The sequence below is a fragment of the uncultured Fretibacterium sp. genome, assembly GCF_963544685.1.
GTDB lineage: Bacteria > Synergistota > Synergistia > Synergistales > Aminobacteriaceae > CAJPSE01.
This window is the reverse complement of record NZ_CAUUGJ010000047.1, coordinates 1-16669: the sequence shown is the minus strand read 5'-3', so window position 1 is coordinate 16669 and position 16669 is coordinate 1. Positions and strand designations below refer to the sequence as shown.

The 16669-nt window shown below is 62.5% G+C and carries 13 protein-coding genes, 1 tRNA gene and 1 pseudogene; 6 read left to right on the top strand and 9 right to left on the bottom strand.

All coding sequences use genetic code 11. The features are described from left to right. The coding region (locus ABLA28_RS06040; protein WP_347712910.1) for a hypothetical protein at positions 1 to 1195 on the bottom strand (1195 nt) is incomplete at its 3' end. 425 nt (positions 1196 to 1620) lie between these two features. On the opposite strand from ABLA28_RS06040, the gene ABLA28_RS06035 reads away from it, so the two are divergent. Beyond that, a tRNA-Sec gene (locus tag ABLA28_RS06035) sits at positions 1621 to 1718 on the top strand. A gap of 100 nt (positions 1719 to 1818) precedes the next feature. Here ABLA28_RS06035 and ABLA28_RS06030 read toward each other — a convergent pair. The 7 genes from ABLA28_RS06030 to hisD form a co-directional block, all read right to left on the bottom strand. Next, entirely contained in the window at positions 1819 to 2151 is a 333-nt protein-coding gene (locus ABLA28_RS06030) for an HMA2 domain-containing protein (protein ID WP_347712909.1), read from the bottom strand. Then, entirely contained in the window at positions 2114 to 4252 is a 2139-nt protein-coding gene (locus ABLA28_RS06025) for a heavy metal translocating P-type ATPase (RefSeq protein WP_347712908.1), read from the bottom strand. Before ABLA28_RS06025 ends, ABLA28_RS06030 begins: the two co-directional genes overlap by 38 nt. A gap of 109 nt (positions 4253 to 4361) precedes the next feature. Next, on the bottom strand, positions 4362 to 4601 hold the full coding sequence (locus tag ABLA28_RS06020; protein ID WP_314719205.1) for a hypothetical protein: 240 nt from the start codon (positions 4599 to 4601) through the stop codon (positions 4362 to 4364). A 130-nt stretch (positions 4602 to 4731) separates the two neighbouring features. Further along, entirely contained in the window at positions 4732 to 6195 is a 1464-nt protein-coding gene (locus ABLA28_RS06015; protein WP_347712907.1) for a Na+/H+ antiporter NhaC family protein, read from the bottom strand. A gap of 82 nt (positions 6196 to 6277) precedes the next feature. Beyond that, complete coding sequence (locus ABLA28_RS06010) at positions 6278 to 6841, bottom strand: NUDIX hydrolase (RefSeq protein ID WP_347712911.1); 564 nt, start codon at positions 6839 to 6841, stop codon at positions 6278 to 6280. 112 nt (positions 6842 to 6953) lie between these two features. Beyond that, on the bottom strand, positions 6954 to 8453 hold the full coding sequence (locus ABLA28_RS06005) for an amino acid permease (protein ID WP_347712906.1): 1500 nt from the start codon (positions 8451 to 8453) through the stop codon (positions 6954 to 6956). Beyond that, positions 8450 to 9754 (bottom strand): histidinol dehydrogenase, encoded by a 1305-nt coding sequence (gene hisD / locus ABLA28_RS06000; protein WP_347712905.1) that lies wholly within the window; start codon positions 9752 to 9754, stop codon positions 8450 to 8452. Before hisD ends, ABLA28_RS06005 begins: the two co-directional genes overlap by 4 nt. Before the next feature lie 264 nt (positions 9755 to 10018). Between hisD and ABLA28_RS05995 the strand changes: the two genes are divergently transcribed. Both ABLA28_RS05995 and ABLA28_RS05990 read left to right on the top strand, forming a co-directional pair. Next, positions 10019 to 11461, top strand: a complete 1443-nt coding sequence (locus ABLA28_RS05995; protein ID WP_347712904.1) for a Do family serine endopeptidase — start codon at positions 10019 to 10021, stop codon at positions 11459 to 11461. A gap of 168 nt (positions 11462 to 11629) precedes the next feature. After that, entirely contained in the window at positions 11630 to 12241 is a 612-nt protein-coding gene (locus tag ABLA28_RS05990; RefSeq protein WP_347712903.1) for an alpha/beta hydrolase, read from the top strand. A 124-nt stretch (positions 12242 to 12365) separates the two neighbouring features. On the opposite strand, the gene cobT is transcribed toward ABLA28_RS05990, so the two are convergent. Beyond that, positions 12366 to 13466, bottom strand: coding sequence for a nicotinate-nucleotide--dimethylbenzimidazole phosphoribosyltransferase (cobT, locus tag ABLA28_RS05985; RefSeq protein WP_347712902.1), 1101 nt, complete (start codon positions 13464 to 13466; stop codon positions 12366 to 12368). Positions 13467 to 13818: 352 nt separating this feature from the next. Here cobT and cbiB point away from each other — a divergent pair, with 352 nt between their 5' ends. The 3 genes and pseudogenes from cbiB to ABLA28_RS05970 form a co-directional block, all read left to right on the top strand. After that, positions 13819 to 14793, top strand: coding sequence for an adenosylcobinamide-phosphate synthase CbiB (gene cbiB / locus ABLA28_RS05980; RefSeq protein ID WP_347712901.1), 975 nt, complete (start codon positions 13819 to 13821; stop codon positions 14791 to 14793). A 28-nt stretch (positions 14794 to 14821) separates the two neighbouring features. Beyond that, the gene (locus ABLA28_RS05975) at positions 14822 to 15853 is read left to right on the top strand and encodes an aminotransferase class I/II-fold pyridoxal phosphate-dependent enzyme (RefSeq protein ID WP_347712900.1); all 1032 of its coding nucleotides are present in this window, start codon (positions 14822 to 14824) and stop codon (positions 15851 to 15853) included. Positions 15854 to 16081: 228 nt separating this feature from the next. Next, positions 16082 to 16669 (top strand): annotated as a pseudogene (locus ABLA28_RS05970) (hypothetical protein); the annotation flags it as partial.

The window sequence follows — 16669 nt, the reverse complement described above, 5'->3', positions numbered from 1 at the left end:
GCTCCCCCAAAACCCCGGGGTCCTGGGCAATAACGGTATCCAGAATCTCGGCGGAGGGAGAAAAAATCTCGGATTCTCGAGCGCAGCAGTCGAGGTCGGAATAGTCCTTGAAGATATCCGGCCCCACGCGTTGCCCCTTCAGGATGTCCATGCTGAGCGGCTCCAGCACATCTTCCGCCAGAAGCGTCAGCAGTGGCCGGGGCGTCACCGCCCGCAGCGTTCCCAGCGTGCGCGATACCCACAGCGACAGGGTGTCGTAGGTTACGGGAAGGCGTTCCAGCAGGTCCCTTTGCAGGACCTCCATCTCGGCTCGTTCCTCCTCGAAGCCTTTCAGCCGATGCTCCCGCTCCTCCCCGGTCAGGGCGCGGAACTCCGCCTCGAACTTCCTCTGATCCGCCTCGAGCGTTTCGATATCCAGACTGGCGTAGAAGGAGAGCAGGCCCCTCAGGGGAGGAAAGTCCACAGGGAGGAGAAGGGCCTTCTCCTCCTTCTCCCTCACCGGGCGCCGGGCGTTGGCCGATTCCCCGTACTCTCCGCCGAAGACGATCCTCTTCGTCAGAAGACTGGGGTCGGCCCCCTGATCCAGGTCCGAAAAATCCGCAACCGTCTCCGGCAGGACTCCATAGGCCCGATAGAAGTCCGCACTGACGGGCCCCATGACGTCCTCGGCGAAGAGCTTCAGCAACGGGCGCGGGGTCACGACTCGAAGCTCGTCAAGATGCATCTTGATGAAGAAGCACAGGACCTCTCCATCCAGGAATCCCTGTGCTATCGTCTTGTCCCTGAGGTCGAGCATCCTGACGCGCTCTTCCTCGAAAATCCTTCGCCGTTTTCTCCGCACCACGTCCGGGAGTTCCCCGTGCACGCTCTCGAAGGCCTTTTGATCGTCCTCGAAGGCCTTCAGATTCAGCCGGTCGTAAAAGGACAGGAGCGCCCTTATGACATGGACCCCGTTGACCGTTCTCGCTCCCATTCCCGAATCCTCGTAAAGGTCCCGTATGGCCTTTCCTCCGTCTTCCTGGGGTTGAGGCGAGGCGTGCGGCCGTTCCTCCCGAGGCGTCTCCTTCAGGCTGTCGCCGGGGACGGCCCCGACGGCGGATACGCCCCCCAGAACGTAGCCCAGAACAAACCCCATCGCCATGCCCAGGACCCAAAATCCTCCGCGTCCCCAACGCGATTCTCGCGCCCTTTCCATGACGGAACCTCCTTTTGCGTTCAAAAGATCCGCTGCGATGCAAAACGCAACGGCAGGCCGTGAGTTTCGATAGGCAAAAACTTATTTCGTAAAGCAATTTAAAGCTCATAATAAAATATTTTTCAATGAGCCCTGAGGCTCAATTCACGTCTGCAGGAACATCCGGCGGCTCCAGGTTGTCCAAAGGCGGACGAGCGGCGGACAAGGCGCTCGCATGGGCTGCCCAGGGGACTTGGCCGAGGGATGATCCGCCGGGCATGTCTCGCGTGCGGCGGATCATCGGTTTGAGGCACAGGCTTCGGATTGTCAGGAACGATAAATTCCTGCACAACTTATTGTCGGGCGTCCGCAAAGCTCCTGCAGAGAAGCGGGCAAAAAGTTTTTATGGACTTTTTGAGGAGGTACGGGTAAAATAAAGAGGTTACGGAGGTGAGATTCGTCTGGTGACGGGCCCGGGCTTCAAACCCGGTGAGGGGCGGTTTGCGCTGTCCCTGGTGGGTTCGATCCCCACACGCCTCCGCCAAAAAAACAATAACGATGACAGGAAGACGCCGGCCTCGCGACATGCGGGAAGTCGGCGTCTTTTATCGCTTTTCAGCGGTTCCCTTTCCTCTTTCCTGTCCTCATTCACTCTCCAGAAGGGACTTCAGCTCCCTCAGGACAGCATCCACATCCTGAAGGATGTCCCCAGTTTTCTCCTCGAGCGCCTGAAGACGATCGAACAGGGGCATCGCCTTCATCAGCACCGGGAGGGGAAGCGATCCGGCGTCGTACTCCAGCAGAAGTCCCCCGGTCCGCTCGTTCACGGCAACCGAACGCACCCCCCGGATATCCAGAAGGGACCGCCTTAGGGCCCCGGCGGTCTCCGGATCCCTCAGCAGCCGAGACCGCAGCCGAACCCTCCCCGGCACGAAGCTTTCAATCATGATCGGAACCATGGCCGGAACGGCAGGCACAACCGGCCCTCCCCGTTTCCGAAGGACGCCCCTGCTTCAGCACCGGGGTCAGGGCGTACAGGGCCGCACCCACCGTGGTCAGGTTATGCAGGAGGGCGGAGAGAACCGGGGTGATGCCGCCCAGAATCCCCAGCCCCAGGAGGACCGTGTTCACCCCGACGATCATCGCATAGTTTCCGTATATCTTCCTCATAACCCCTCGCCCCAGGCGTCGGGCATCCGTGATTCCGGAGAGGCGGTTGTCGGAGAGCACGACGTCCGCGACCTCCCTGGCGATGTCCGCCCCGCTGCGCATGGCGACCCCCACGTCGGCCGCGGAGAGCGCGGGGGAATCGTTGATCCCGTCCCCCACCATGACGACCCCGGATCCCCCCGTCCGAAAGCGCTCGACGAAACGCGTCTTTTCGTCGGGCAGCATACGGGCGTGAAACTCGTCGATGGAGAGACGTCCGGCGACGTTCCGGGCGACGCGTTCCTCGTCCCCCGTCATCAGGACGACCCGCCTCACCCCATCCTTGTGCAGGAGGTCCACCACCTCCCCGGCATCGGGACGCAGGGGGTCCTCGATGCACAGGAGCCCGGCCAGCTCGCCGTCCATCGCCAGGTAGAGGACGGAATACCGCTCCAGCGCCCGATCGATCTCCTTCCGTGCCTCCGCACCGCAGACGATCCCCTCGTCCTCGAAGACGAAATGGGCGCTGCCGATCAGGACCTTCCTGCCCCTCCAGAGGGAGACGATACCGTGGGCCACGGCATACTCGACCTCCGTGTGCTCCTCGCGGTGGTGAAGCCCCTCCAGCTCTGCCTGTCGGACGACGGCACGCGCTATGGAGTGCGGAAAATGCTCCTCAAGGCACGCCGCGACTCTCAGGACGTCCTGGCGGGTCCGCCCCCCGAAGGGGATCACATCGGCAACCCGTGGCGAGGAGACCGTCAGGGTCCCCGTCTTGTCGAAGACGACGGTATCCGCTCCGGCCAGCGCCTCCAGGAACTTGCCCCCCTTGATCAGGACCCCGCGTTTGGCCCCCTCCCTCATGGCGGCCAGGATCGCCAGCGGGGTCGCCAGGCGAATGGCGCAGGAATAGTCCACCAGGAGCGCGGAGGAGGCGCGGACGGCGTCGCCCGTCAGAAGGTAGGTGAGGCCGGCCAGAAGGAAACTGTAGGGGACGATCTCGTCGGCCATTCGCTCGGCCCGGTTCTGGACCTCCGCCTTCAGCATCTCGGACTCGTCGATCATCTGGGCTATCTTGTGGATTCGGGTCTCGGAGTCGAAGGCCGTGACCCGAATGACGAGTTCCCCCTCCTCGACGACGGTACCGGCGTAGACGCCGAGCCCGGGGCGGCGATGTACCGGCATGGACTCGCCCGTCATCGCCGACTGGTTCACCATCCCCTCCCCGTCCTCCACCACGCCGTCCACGGGGATGACCGCCCCCATACGGACGACGGCGAGGTCCTCCAGCTTCAGGTCCGAGAACGGGATCTGGACGTCCGCCCCGTCCCGGCGCACCCACAGCTTATCGATGTCGAGCATCAGACTGTCGGACAGGCTCTCACGGGAACGCTTGTGGGTCCACTCCTCGAGGAGGTCCCCCAGGGCCAGCAGCGTCGTGATGACCGTCGCCGTGCGGAAGTCGCGGCGCAGAAGCGACACCCCGACGGCCGAGGCGTCCAGGACGGAGACGTTGAGCTTCCTGCGGCAAAGGGCGTTCGTCCCCCTGACGAGCAACGGAACGGATCTCAGGACCGTAAGGGAGTAGCGCAACACACTCGGAAGAAGGGAGCGGACGAAAACGCCGCCCAGAAGCCCCCAAAGGCCATCCCATAGTCCCCCCTCCGGGGAATCCGCCAGCTCCGCTCCGTCGATGCCGCTGTAGAACTCGGGGCCCATCGTCCGCATGGCCTCAAGGACCGTATCCCGGACCCGCGGATTATGCAGGATCAGCAGGCTCCCGGTTCTGAAGGAGGCCTTCACGCGCTCCACGCCGTCCAGCTGCTCCAGAAGGGAGGCGACGACCAGAGACTCCGGCAGGGTAAAAGCGCCTTCGCCGCAGCGAAGGCGCAGGCGCCCGGGCAATTCGTGTGCAATCTCAAATTTCATCGGATTTCTTCTATCCGCCTTTGCTCAATCTCGACATCTCGACACAAAGAAAAGGGCGATCAGCAGCCCGTCGCCCTTTTTCTCCCTTGAACGGTTTCCGACCGTCCCGCTACTCCGCAAAGGTCTCCCCGGCATCGCCGTGCTCGTTGGCGTAACGGGCCTCGGCCACGATATCCTCGACGGACTCCTTCATACGGTCCGCCATGCAGGCCAGGTGCTCCTTGAGTTCAAGCCCCTTGCTGGCAAGAGCGATTGCCAGTTTTCTGCCTCTCCTGCTCTTCACGGCGCACGTCGCGCCCACTCCCAAAGCCACTCCCGCCCCGAAGATCAGAAAGCTCGTGAACTTCATTGCCGTCATCCTCTCACAAGTAAAAATAAAAGTTATGCAAAAAACTCTTGCTGAATTTATTAACGCACTATTTTCCGTCGCTGTCAAGCGCGGCAGGCCACAAGCGGGAGAAAGGGATGAGGCGGATGGGTCAGTTCCTTTCGTTCCCCCCCTTCAGACGGACCTCCGGCTCCGCGGGGATCCCGAACAGGGGGATCAAGCGGTCCAGCCCCGTGTAGGTCAGGACCAGCATGGAGATCACGGCGATCCAGGCCAGATAGTTGTGCAGGATGATGCCGCCGATCGTGACCGTGCTCTTGGCCATGGGGTACACCGCATAGGTGATCCCGATGAAAAAGGCCATGTAGGCATGCCATGGGATCAGCTGGGAGCCGAAGACGGCCATTGCGTCCGCAAAGGTCGCGTTGCGCAGGGCCAGTTTGTACATGTCCTTCTCGTTGCCCTCGATGCTGTGTTCCGTCATGTTCTTGATGATGGGGCTGATCGTGACGATCTGGGCCATCTCGTCCGCCAGGGCGGCGTTGCCCAGAAGGCAGAGGGCCGCGTTGGCGCACATGAGCTGCCGGACGCTCCTCACGACCCTCAGGATGGCGTCGGCGATGGGGTCGAAGGCGTTCATCTTGCGCATGACCCCGCCGAACGCACCGACCCAGAGCATCATGACGACGGTCCAGTTGCCCGCCGCAGAGAAGCCCGACTGGACCAGATCCAGAAAAGCCCGGATATCCGTGACTGTCCCGGAAAACCAGCCGAAGATCAGGGAGGAAAAAATTCCCGTTCCCAGACAGAGCAGGGTGTTCGTACCGATCCCGGCAAGCACCAGCACCAGCACCAAGGGGATCGCCATGTATTGGGGAACGCCGCTCCGGACCTGCTGGAGCAGCGTGACGGCCGCGGGGCGCTGCTGCTCCAGGTTGCTCCACACGATATCCGGAATCTGGTTTATGGCCTCGACCGCCTGGCCGGAGGTATCCTTGAGCCCAAGCGAAACGGCGGCAAAATAGAACACGACCGCGCCCGAAATCAGGCAAAGGGCGGACCATACGCCCTGATGCCGGACCCTGTCGATGATCGAGACGTTCTGTATCCCGGAGCTGACCACCGTGGTGTCCGAGATCAGGCCGATATTGTCCCCGAAGCAGGAGCCTCCTGCGATCGCGGCCACGGTCAGCACCGTGCTGCCGTCGACGATGTGGTTCAGCCACAGAAAGATCGGGGCGCAGGCGGCGAAGGTGCCCCAGGAGGTCCCCGTCGCAACGGAGAGGACCGACGTCACAATCAGGGCCGCCACCGCGACGTACTTGGCCGTCAGGCCCATGGAGAGCGCCATGTTGATGACCGAGGCCGCGACCCCCGTGGCCATGAAGCACTCCGCCACGGCGTAGGCCGCCTGGAGGATCAGGAAGACGATGAGATAATACTTCATGTTCTCCAGCCCCGCATCCAGCAGCTCCGAAAAGGAGAAACGATCCAAAAGCATGGCGACGATCGTGGCGACGATGAAGGCGATGGGCGCGGCGAGCAGGATGTCCATCCCGGACATCATGAGCCCTGCAAGGACGATCATGGGGCTCAGTTTGATTAAAGTAATCACGGAATTCACCCCTCAACAAAAATTTTTTGGTTCACATTCCCTCCAAAGCGTTTTCCCCTTCCAGAGCATTTTTCCCCTTCCGTCAGACCCCGGGCCTCAATCCCTCGCGTGCCATCAGCCAGGCCATGGCCGCAAAGGTCTTGGAATCCCGAAACGTCCCCTCGGCCAGCCGGCCCGGGATATCCTTCAGGGGAAGCTCCACCACCGAGACGTTCTCGTCGTCGTCCTGTGGCAGGCGCGACGGCGTCAGTCCCTCCGCCAGATAAAGAATCAACAGCTCCGTACAGAACCCCGGCGAGGCATAGAAGCGCCCGATCTCCGTCAATTTGCCGGGTTTGAAGCCCAGCTCCTCCTGCATCTCGCGCACCGCCGCATCGCGGGGTTCCTCCCCTTTCTCCACGAGGCCGGCGCAGACCTCGAGCGTCTCCTCGTCGACGGCATAACGGTACTGCCGCACCAGGAGCACGCCGCCCTTCTCCGTAAGGGCCAGGATACCCACGGCCGCTCCATGCTCCACCACCTCGCGCCTCGCCGTGCGGCCGAACTCGAGGATCACGTCGTCCACCCTCAGGTTCAGGATGTGCCCCTCGTAGATCCGCCGGCTGGATAAACGGCGCTCGGCCGCCGCCACCTCCTGTGCCTCCATCACGACATCGACACCTTTCTTCCCTGCCCAAATAACGATACACACAATAGTCCCCAACGACGGAAGAACGCCCGAAACGCCCTCCCTTCCCCGTCGTTCATTTTATCAAAGGTTATTGAACCTGTGTAAAAAAGGGCAGCGCGTAGAAGGCCGACGCGGCCAGGACGGCCAGGGCGGTTGCGGCGCACCACCACCTGTACTCCCTGTCCATGGCCAGTTTCTCCGCCTCTTGGGGCTCCTCCGCGGCCAGGATTCCGACGGCATCCGCCCCGTCCCCCGAATCTCCGTACTTTTTTCTGCAGAACCAGAAGACGGCAAGGCCAAGGACGCACCATACGATCCCCGTCCAAAACGCGTCCCGGTCCAGCTGAGACATCATCACGACGTAAAGCACGGCACTCACGGGGGCCCCGAACGCTATGGCGGGGGCCCTGTAGGGCCGCTTCAGATCGGGACGCCTGAAGCGCAGCCCCAGGGAGGCCGCAATGCCGATCACGTAGTAAAAGAGGTCGGCGAAGAGGCTCAGCGAGGCGATGTAGACGATGGAACCCGTTGCGATAAGGGCTATGGAAAGCCCTCCCAGAAAGAGGATCGCCACCCAGGGGGTCCTGTATCGGGGATGGACCGCCGCGAAAATGCGGGGCATGGCTCCGTCGCGGGCCATGGTAAAAAGGTAGCGGGGCGGCACGGCAATGCTGGCGTTCAGGGTCGAAAAGTCCCCGCCGAAGGCGATCCCGAGCGCCAGAGTCAAAAGGGGGATCCCCATGAGCCCCGCCGTGGCCATGGCCTCGGCATAGGGCGCATCCGCCTTCGACAGGGCGGACAGGCTTTCCGTCGGGACGATCCCGACGATGAAGCCCTGAAACAGGGCGTTCACGGCGAACACGATGAAGGGCGCCAGAAAGAGCGCCCGAGGGATGTTGATCTGCGGATAGCGTATCTCCTCCCCCATGGCGCAGCAGGTCTCGAACCCGGCGAAACACCACCAGATCATGGCCGTCGCCCCGATCAGGGACGCGGGACGGAAATCCACGTAATCGGGGAGGACCGCGAAATAGGGCAGGCGGATGTGGGGCATCATCATCAGGAACCAGACGAGGGCCACGCCCCAGAAAAAGAACATGAAGCCGTTCTGCAGCCGCCCGGTTATCTCGACGCCGCAGACGTTGGTTGCAATGAAGAGCGCCACCACCAGGCAGGCGACCGCCACATCGCTCAGGGGCAGTTCCCATCCCAGGACACGGCATGCCGTCTTCAGGTAAAAACTGAAGGCCAGGGCCTCGCCGCTGGTCACCGCCACCAGTGAGATGATGAAGTTCCACGCGGCCAGCATCCCCATGGGCCGGTTCAGCCCAAGGGAGGCGTACTTGTAGGTGCCTCCCGCGTAGGGCAGCGCCGCCCCCATCTCGGCGTAGAGCAGCGCCGGATAGATGCTGACGAGCATGGCGATGAAGGTCGGCAGGATGACCGCCGCTCCCATGAGTCCCACGACATTCGCCCCGACGGTAAAAAGCCCCACCCCGATAACCGTCCCGACCGTGATCGTCACGGACTCCCGAAGCCCAAGCGATCGTCTGAGCGCCGTGTCCGCCCTCTCCGTCCCGTTGCTCATCGCAAAACGCCTCCCTTGTCCGTTCCGCAAGCCCTGTAACGCTCCAGCCGCCCCTCCGCGGCGTCGGCGTGCGCGATCAGCCCCTCGCCCCTCGCGAGCCGCGAGACAAGGGGCGCCAGGCTCGCCATCCCCTCCCGGGTCAGCCTCTGGTGCGTGCAGACCTTCAGGAACGTCCCCACCCAGACCCCTCCCGTGTAGCGTGCGGCCCGCAGCGTGGGCAGGGTGTGGTTGGTCCCGGAGGCGTAGTCCCCGAAGACCTCCGCCGTATAGGGCCCCAGGAACAGGGAGCCGTAATTGTAAAGGGAGTCCATCAGGTCATCGGAGTTCTCCGTGTGGACCTCCAGATGCTCCGGGGCCCGGTCGTTCGCGAGGGCGACGGCCTCGTCCATCGAGCCCGCAAGGAGGACCTCCCCGTAATCCTCCCAGGACCGCCAGGCGATCTCCGCCGTCTCGAGCGTCTGGAGACGGCGTTCCACCTCCGCCACGACGCGCCCGGCCAAAGCCCGGTCCGTCGTCACGACGGTCCCCCTCGCCGTAGGGTCGTGTTCGCACTGGGCCAGCAGGTCCAGTGCTATCAGTCCCGCGTCGGCCGCAGCGTCGGCCAGGATCAGGACCTCGCTGGGCCCCGCAAAAAAATCGATCCCCACCTGGCCGTAGCATTGGCGCTTCGCCTCGGCAACATAACGGTTGCCCGGCCCCACGATCAGGTCCACGGGGGCGATCCGTTCCGTTCCGTAAGCGAACGCCGCGATGGCCTGGGCCCCCCCGACCGCATAGATTTCGTCCACCCCCGCGACGGCCAGGGCGGCCAGGGTCTTGGGGTGGATGGAACCGGTCCCCTTCATGACGGGGGAGCAGGCCGCGACCCGCTTCACGCCGGCGGTCCTCGCCGGGATGGCCAGCATCAGCGCCGTGGAATAAAGCGGATAGCTCCCACCCGGCACGTAGCAGCAGCACGATTGGACGGGGATCACGCGATGTCCCAGGAACACCCCCGGGACGGGCGAGAACTCCGAGACCTCCTTCAGGGCTCCCCTTTGGGCCTCCGCAAACTTTCGAATATTCCCGGCGGCCTTTCGGATATCCTCGAGCTCCTCCCCGGAGACCTCCCGACAGGCGGCCTCGACCTCCTCCGGCAGGACGCGTATCCGCTCCCGCGGGCTGTCGTCGAACTTCCTCCCATAACGTATCAGGGCCTCGTCCCCATGGCGTCGGACGTCCTCCACAATCTCTCCCACCGCTTCGCGCAGCTGTCCGTCCGCCGAAGCGGGGCTCCCCTTCCCTGCCTTGATGACCTCCACGCCCAACGCCTCCTTTTGAGCAGGTATTTTATCATGCTAATTCAACAAATCAAATTGCGGAAAGAAATATTTGCGGAGAAACATTACGGCGCGTTCTCTTTTTCCGTTCCTGAAGCGACGTTCGTGTCCCATCCCCTGCCGGATTTCGTCCTTTTTCGGATGCCCTCGTCGGTAAAAAACTGCATGAAGGAGTCGGGCTCAAGTCCTACAATGTACGCATCATCGATGAAAACGGCTGTAATCCAATTTGGAGGTGCTTTTGTCATGTTGTGTTCCGGTTCGAGATACAAGCGTTATACGGGGGCCGTATTGGCCGTGCTTCTGGCCCTGTGGGCCGTCCAGGTTGGGACGGCTCAGGCCGCGTCCGGCGCGGCGTCCATGTCGCCCGTCGTCCCCATCGTAAAGAAGGCCTCTCCCGCCGTCGTGAACATCGACGTGGAGACCAGAGCCAAGCGTACTGCGGTTTCGTTTCCCTTCGACGACGATCCCTTCTTCCGGCAGTTCTTCGGCGACGCGTTCAAGAACTTCACCCGATCCGTCCCCATGAAGGGACGCGGGTCCGGCTTCATCGTATCCAAGGAGGGACAGATCCTGACGAACAACCACGTCATCGACGGCGTGGACAAGATCACGGTCACCCTCTCCGACGGCAAGACCTATTCGGCGAAGGTCCTGGGCAAGGACCCCACCTTTGATCTTGCGGTCATTAAAATCGATCCCAACGAGGACCTTCCGGTCCTCGAACTCGGGGATTCCGACGCCGTCGAGGTGGGGGAATGGGTCGTCGCCATCGGGAACCCCTACGGCTTCGAGCACTCCGTGACGGCGGGCGTCATCTCCGCAAAGAACCGCAGCATCCACGCACAGGACGTGAACTTCGACGGTTTCCTCCAGACGGATGCGGCCATCAACCCCGGCAACAGCGGCGGCCCTCTGCTCAACATGGAGGGGCAGGTCGTGGGCATCAACACGGCCATTCTTCCCTATGCCCAGGGGCTGGGCTTCGCGGTGCCCGTCAACATGGCCAAGCAGATCATGGGCGACCTCGTCTCCTACGGAAAGGTGAAGCGCGGCTGGCTGGGCATCTCCGTCCAGAACCTGACGCCCGAGATCGCGGAGGCCTATGGCGTCAAGGCCAAGAACGGCGTGATCGTCGGCGACGTCTTCCCGGACTCTGCGGCCGAGAAGGCCGGCCTGATGCGCGGCGACGTGATCACGGCTATCGACGGGGAGAAGGTCAAGGATGTGCAGTGGTTCGTGAACCGGATCCGCTCGCTGGCTCCGGGGTCCGCCCTTCCGATAGAGGTGGTGCGCGACGGGAAGACGATGAGCTTCAAAGCTCAGCTGAACGAGAGGCCCAACACCCAGAACGGCGAGGAGGAACGGTCCGACGATCTGTCCGAGAGCACGAGCGACGTGCTCGCCAAGGTCGGACTGGGGGTTGCGCCCCTGACGAAGAACCTGAGCAGAAAGTACAACCTGGAGGTCCAGAACGGCCTCGTCGTCGTGGGCGTCAAGGACGGGTCGTCCGCCCAGATATCGGGAATCCGCGAGGGCGACCGTCTGCTTCAGGTGAACGGTAGAAAGGTCGAGACCCTCAAGGACCTGGACGGGGCCATGAAACGACAGTCCAAGGCCGTTGTGTTGCTGATCGACAGGGGCGGCAAGACCTTCTTCGTGTCGCTCCAGGCGGACGAGGAAAAATAGCGAAAAGAAATTTATCAATCCCCCCGAGCAAAAGGCCCTTGAGGACGATACGTTGTTCTCAGGGGCCTTGTTCCACATTGTGAATCATTCCTGTACTGCGTGGCCGAAGGTATCCTCAAGCAGGCACTGCGGACCACGGATGGATTGGAATTTGTGAAGGGCCATATCATGAGAAATGCAGTCATCTATATCCATGGAAAAGGTGGAAGTATAAAAGAAGCGTTTCATTATCGATCACTCTTTACAGACAGCGATGTGATGGGTTTCGATTACAAGGCGCGATCACCATGGGAGGCGAAAAAAGAATTTCCCGGGTATTTTGATTGCATTTGCAGAGATTATGAATCTGTAAGGATCGTTGCAAACAGTATCGGCGCATTTTTTGCCATGAGCGCCCTGTCCGAGATGCGGATAGAGAAAGCCTACTTCATTTCCCCTGTCGTGAACATGGAAAATCTGATTGCAAACATGATGACGTGGGCAAATGTAACCGAGGAAGAGCTTCGTGACAAGGGTGAAATCGATACTTCCTTTGGGGAAACGCTCTCATGGGAGTATCTTTGCTATGTAAGGGAACATCCTGTCCATTGGACGGCGCCGACGCATATTCTGTATGGCGCAAAAGACAATCTGACGCCTCTCGAAACAATCTCCGCGTTCGCGAATCAAATCGGCGCAACGCTTACCATTATGGAAAATGGGGAGCATCGGCTGCATACGGAAGAGCAGATGCGTTTCATTGATGATTGGATACAACGCTTCAATCAAGATAGCGTGTAAAAACGGATATGATGAATTGACAAACGGAACGTATGCCCCTGAGGAGGATGTATTGTCCTCAGGGGCCTTTTTTCGTGTCAGCTCGCGCGCTCGCCGAAATCCCGTCAATCCCGCTCCAAGGGCCTCATGCTTTGAGCTCCTTTCGATACTCCGACTCCAGCGACACCCCGTCGAAGGTCCCCATGCGGTTCATCACGGCCAGGGCGTCGTCCACCACCTGCATGGCGAGGGGACAGCCCGTCCCCTCCCCCAGCCTCATGCCGAGGTTCAAAAGCGGGGTCAGCCCCAATACCCGGGCCGCAACCGCATAGCCGGGCTCACTCGAGAGGTGTGAGGCGATCATGAACTCCTTCGAGGTCGGGGAGAGCCTCGCGGCCAGAAGGGCCCCGGCGATGGAGATGACCCCGTCGACGAGGACGGGCAGACGATGGACGGCCGCCCCAAGGAAGACGCCCGTCATCGCGGCGATGTCCAGACCACCGACGCAGGAGAGGATGTCGATGGGGTCGTCCGGGTTCGGGCGGTGAAGCTCCAGCGCCTCCCCGATCACGCGTTTTTTTCTGGCGAACGACTCGTCCGTCAATCCCCCGCCCCGCCCCACGGCGTCGTCGGGATTTTCCAGGCCCAGCGCGGCCATGATGCAGGCCGCCGCCGGCGTGGTGTTGCCCATCCCCACCTCGCCGGCCCCCACGATCTGATACCCCTCGGCCTTTGCCTCTCCGACGAGGCCAATGCCCAGCTCCACAGCTTGGGTCGCCGTCTCCGTCGTCATGGCCCGTGTTCGGAAAAAGTTCTCCGTGCCGTTGGGCATCAGGCGATGCGTCGCATCGATGCACGGGTGCGGAGCCAGGTCCCGCACCCCCAGGTCAAACAGGCGAAGCTCGACCCCAACGTGGCTGCAGAGCACATTAATGCCGCATCCGGCCCTGTTGGCGTAGAACTCCATCAATGCCTTCGTGAAGTACTGCGGTGAGCCGGACACCCCTTCCTCGTAGACCCCGTGGTCGGAGCCGAAGAGGAAATGGATCTTCCGGTCCGCCGTGTTGTGGAGCTTCCCGGTGATGCCCGCGATGCGGATGGCGATGGCCTCCAGCTCTCCGAGGCTTCCGGCGGGCTTGAGAAGGCGGTCCTGATACTCCGCCGCCGCGGCCATCGAGTCCGCGTCGAGGGGACGGATGAGGCTCAGGGCCTCGGCCAGAGAGAGGGGCTCTTTCATTTCGTTCATCGTGCTCTTCCACTCCCTTTGTCTTTGCATTCCCCGTGTTCGGGGAATCCCTTTCGGTTCGATTTTCTCCGGCTTCTTCCGGGCTCCATCCCGTCGGTCCCTCCGAATTGTATAATACAAGGAAACGCTGATTTAATCCATGAAGCCTCCCGGTGGAACCCCAGCTTGCCTTTTTTGAGGAGAAATCTTGCCGGGCCGCTGTCTCGAGGCTGACGGTCCGCAGGCGAAGCGAGCGGCTGCCGGAAGGCTCCCCTCTGGAGGCAGAGGCGTTGGGAGGGGCGAAGCCCCCATATCGATCGTATAAGACAAGAAAATTGCAGATGCGGGGATTGACGTTCGGAGAATGGCGTATATGGATTTTGTCCTCATCTTGGGCACGGCTTTGCTGCTGGACGTTCTGCTGGGCGACCCGAGAAGACTGCCCCACCCCGTCGCCGGAATAGGACGAGTCATCGGTTTCTGGGAGGCGCGCCTCTACCCCGGGGAGGGGGAACGGAAGGAGGGTCGCCGGCGCGGTGTTCTCCTCTGTGTTGCCGTGCTGGCTATGACGGCCGCGTCCGTCGGCCTGCTCCTGTTGGGGGCCTCCGTTGCTCCCGGGGCTCTCTTCGCGGCGGAGGCTTATCTGCTCTACGCGGCGCTCGCGTGGCGCTCCCTGAAGGACGAGACCCTACCGGTCGCTGCGGCGCTCTTCCGGGGCGACCTCGACGCGGCCCGGTCGGCGCTGTCGCGTGTCGTCGGACGCGACACGGATGTTCTGGATGAGGCCGGCATGGTGCGTGCCGCCGTGGAGACGGTGGCGGAGAACTCCGTGGATGGGGTCCTCTCCGTGCTCTTCTTCGCGGCCCTGGGGTATGTTGCCGGGGGGTGCGTCGCGGCGGTGCTGAGCGTCTGGACCTTCAAGGCCGTGAGCACCTTGGACTCCATGGTGGGCTACGAGAACGAACGCTATCAGGACTTCGGATGGGCGAGCGCGCGGCTGGACGACGTTTTGAACTTCCTTCCCGCGCGGATCGGAGGGGTGGCTGCGGTGTTGGCCGGGGCCTGCCTGGGTTACCCCCTCCTGCGGGGCCTTCGCGTCCTTCTGAGAGACCGGAGGAAGCACAGGAGCCCCAACAGTGCGCACGGCGAGAGCGCCTTCGCGGGACTCCTGGGCATCCGGCTGGGCGGAGGCGGCATCTATGGAGGGGTCTTAGAGGAAAGGCCCTGGCTTGGCGACGCCGTGCGGGAGCCCGAGCCCGAGGACATCCTGAGGGCCCACGCCCTGCTGGACGCCGCCGTTGCGCTGTTCGTGCTGCTGACCATCCTCGCCCTGCACGGCCTGGACTGACCGGAACACAGGAGGAAAGGAGCGCATCATGATCCAGCCCGAGGCGAGTTTCTCCCGTCGTCCGCACGGCGCGAACCCCGAGAAGCTGTATGCGGCGATGGGGCTTCCCATGCCGGAGCGCATCGTCGACTTCAGCGTCAATACGAATGTCCTGCCCCCCCCTGTGATGCCGGAGATCGACCTGATCCGCTGTCTGTCCGAGTATCCCGACGACGACGCCCTTGCGCTTCGGACGCTCGTGGCGAAGCGCGAGGGACGTTCCCTCGACGAGGTGCTCTTCACCAACGGCTCTAACGAGGCCCTCTACCTCCTGGCCTCCCTCTTCGTCGGAATGACCGCCGCGGTGCTCCAGCCGGCTTACGGGGAGTATCGGCGGGCGCTCGAGGCCTTCGGGGTGCCGACGGCCGACATCTTCGACCTGCGGGACGTGGAGGGGAAGGCCCTCGTCTTCGTCTGCAACCCCTGCAACCCCACGGGGAGCTGCATCCCCTTTGGGGAACTGGAGGCCCGCGCACGGGCAAACCCGCGCACGCTCTTCGCCGTCGATCAGGCGTATTCGGACTTTCTGCTCCCGGACGGCGAGGAGGTATCCCCTGATTTTGGCGCACTTCCCAACATCCTGCTCCTGCGGTCGCTGACGAAGCTCTACCACCTCTGCGGGGCGAGAATCGGGTACGTCCTGGCGTCCCGAAGCTGGGTCGAGCGGCTCAAGGGACGCCAGCCGACCTGGAGCGTCAACGCCGTCGCGCAGGAGACGGTCCTGAGCTTCATGAAGGACGGGACCTGCGCCCGGAGGACGCGCGCCTTTTACGCGGCGGAGACGCCCCGTTTCATGGAGGCCGTGGCCCGCTCGGGGTTTCGGGTGCGCCCCTCGCGCGTGCACTTCTTCCTGATCGAGGTGGATGACGACGAGCGCGTCATTCGCGCGCTTCTGGAACGGGGGCTCGTGGTGAGGCATACGCGCAATTTCCCCGGCCTGGATGGAAGCTGCATCCGGGTGGCGACGCGCATGCCCGACGAGAACGCCCTTCTGGTCCGGGCCCTCTCGGAGCTTGCCTGACGAGAGCGTTGCTTTGAGCCCGCGGGCTTGCCCGATAAGGAGGCAAAGAGCATGAAACCAGGAAAAAGAACCTTCCTCAAAGCCTGTTTTACAGCCTGTTTATCGTTGGCGGTATTGCTTGGAGCATACGGCGTACGGACCATTTCGGTCACCCCCGTAGGGAGCTCCCCTTTCGCGAGGATACCTCCGGACGACAGGGCAAGGAAAGCGGCGGAGACACCGCCACCTGTGTTGGAGCTGGACTTTCAAGGGACCCCCTTCTACAGCGATTGTTCCGCCTCCGAAGAGGAGGACGTGTGGCGCACGTTCCAGTGGCCCGACGGGCCTATCGGGGAAAACAGGCGTTTACGGTACAGATACAACTACGATTACGGCTATTCCCCAATAGGACTGTTCTCCGATACCTATCCCGAATGCCCTATTCTCCATGCTGCAATTCGTCGAGACCCTTCGGACCGTTCTCTCGATATGGAGGGATGGAATAAGACATTTGCCAAGCCCGTCATCTACCTTTACCCGGAGGCCGAGACGGAGGTGACCGTGCGGTTGGAGTACAAGGGCAGGCTGACCTGCACCTACCCCGCGCCCGACCCCGACGGTGCGTGGCACGTCACCGCGCGGCCCGACGGTACCCTCACCGACAAACAGGGCCGGGAGTACAGCTACCTCTTCTGGGAGGGGGCGTCCGACGGAAACCCGCCCGACTTCTCCAGGGGCTTCGTCGTCAAGGGCTCGGACACCGCCGCGTTTTTGCGCGAGACGCTGGCGTACATGGGCCTCACCCCGCGCGAGTACAACGAGTTCATCGTCTACTGG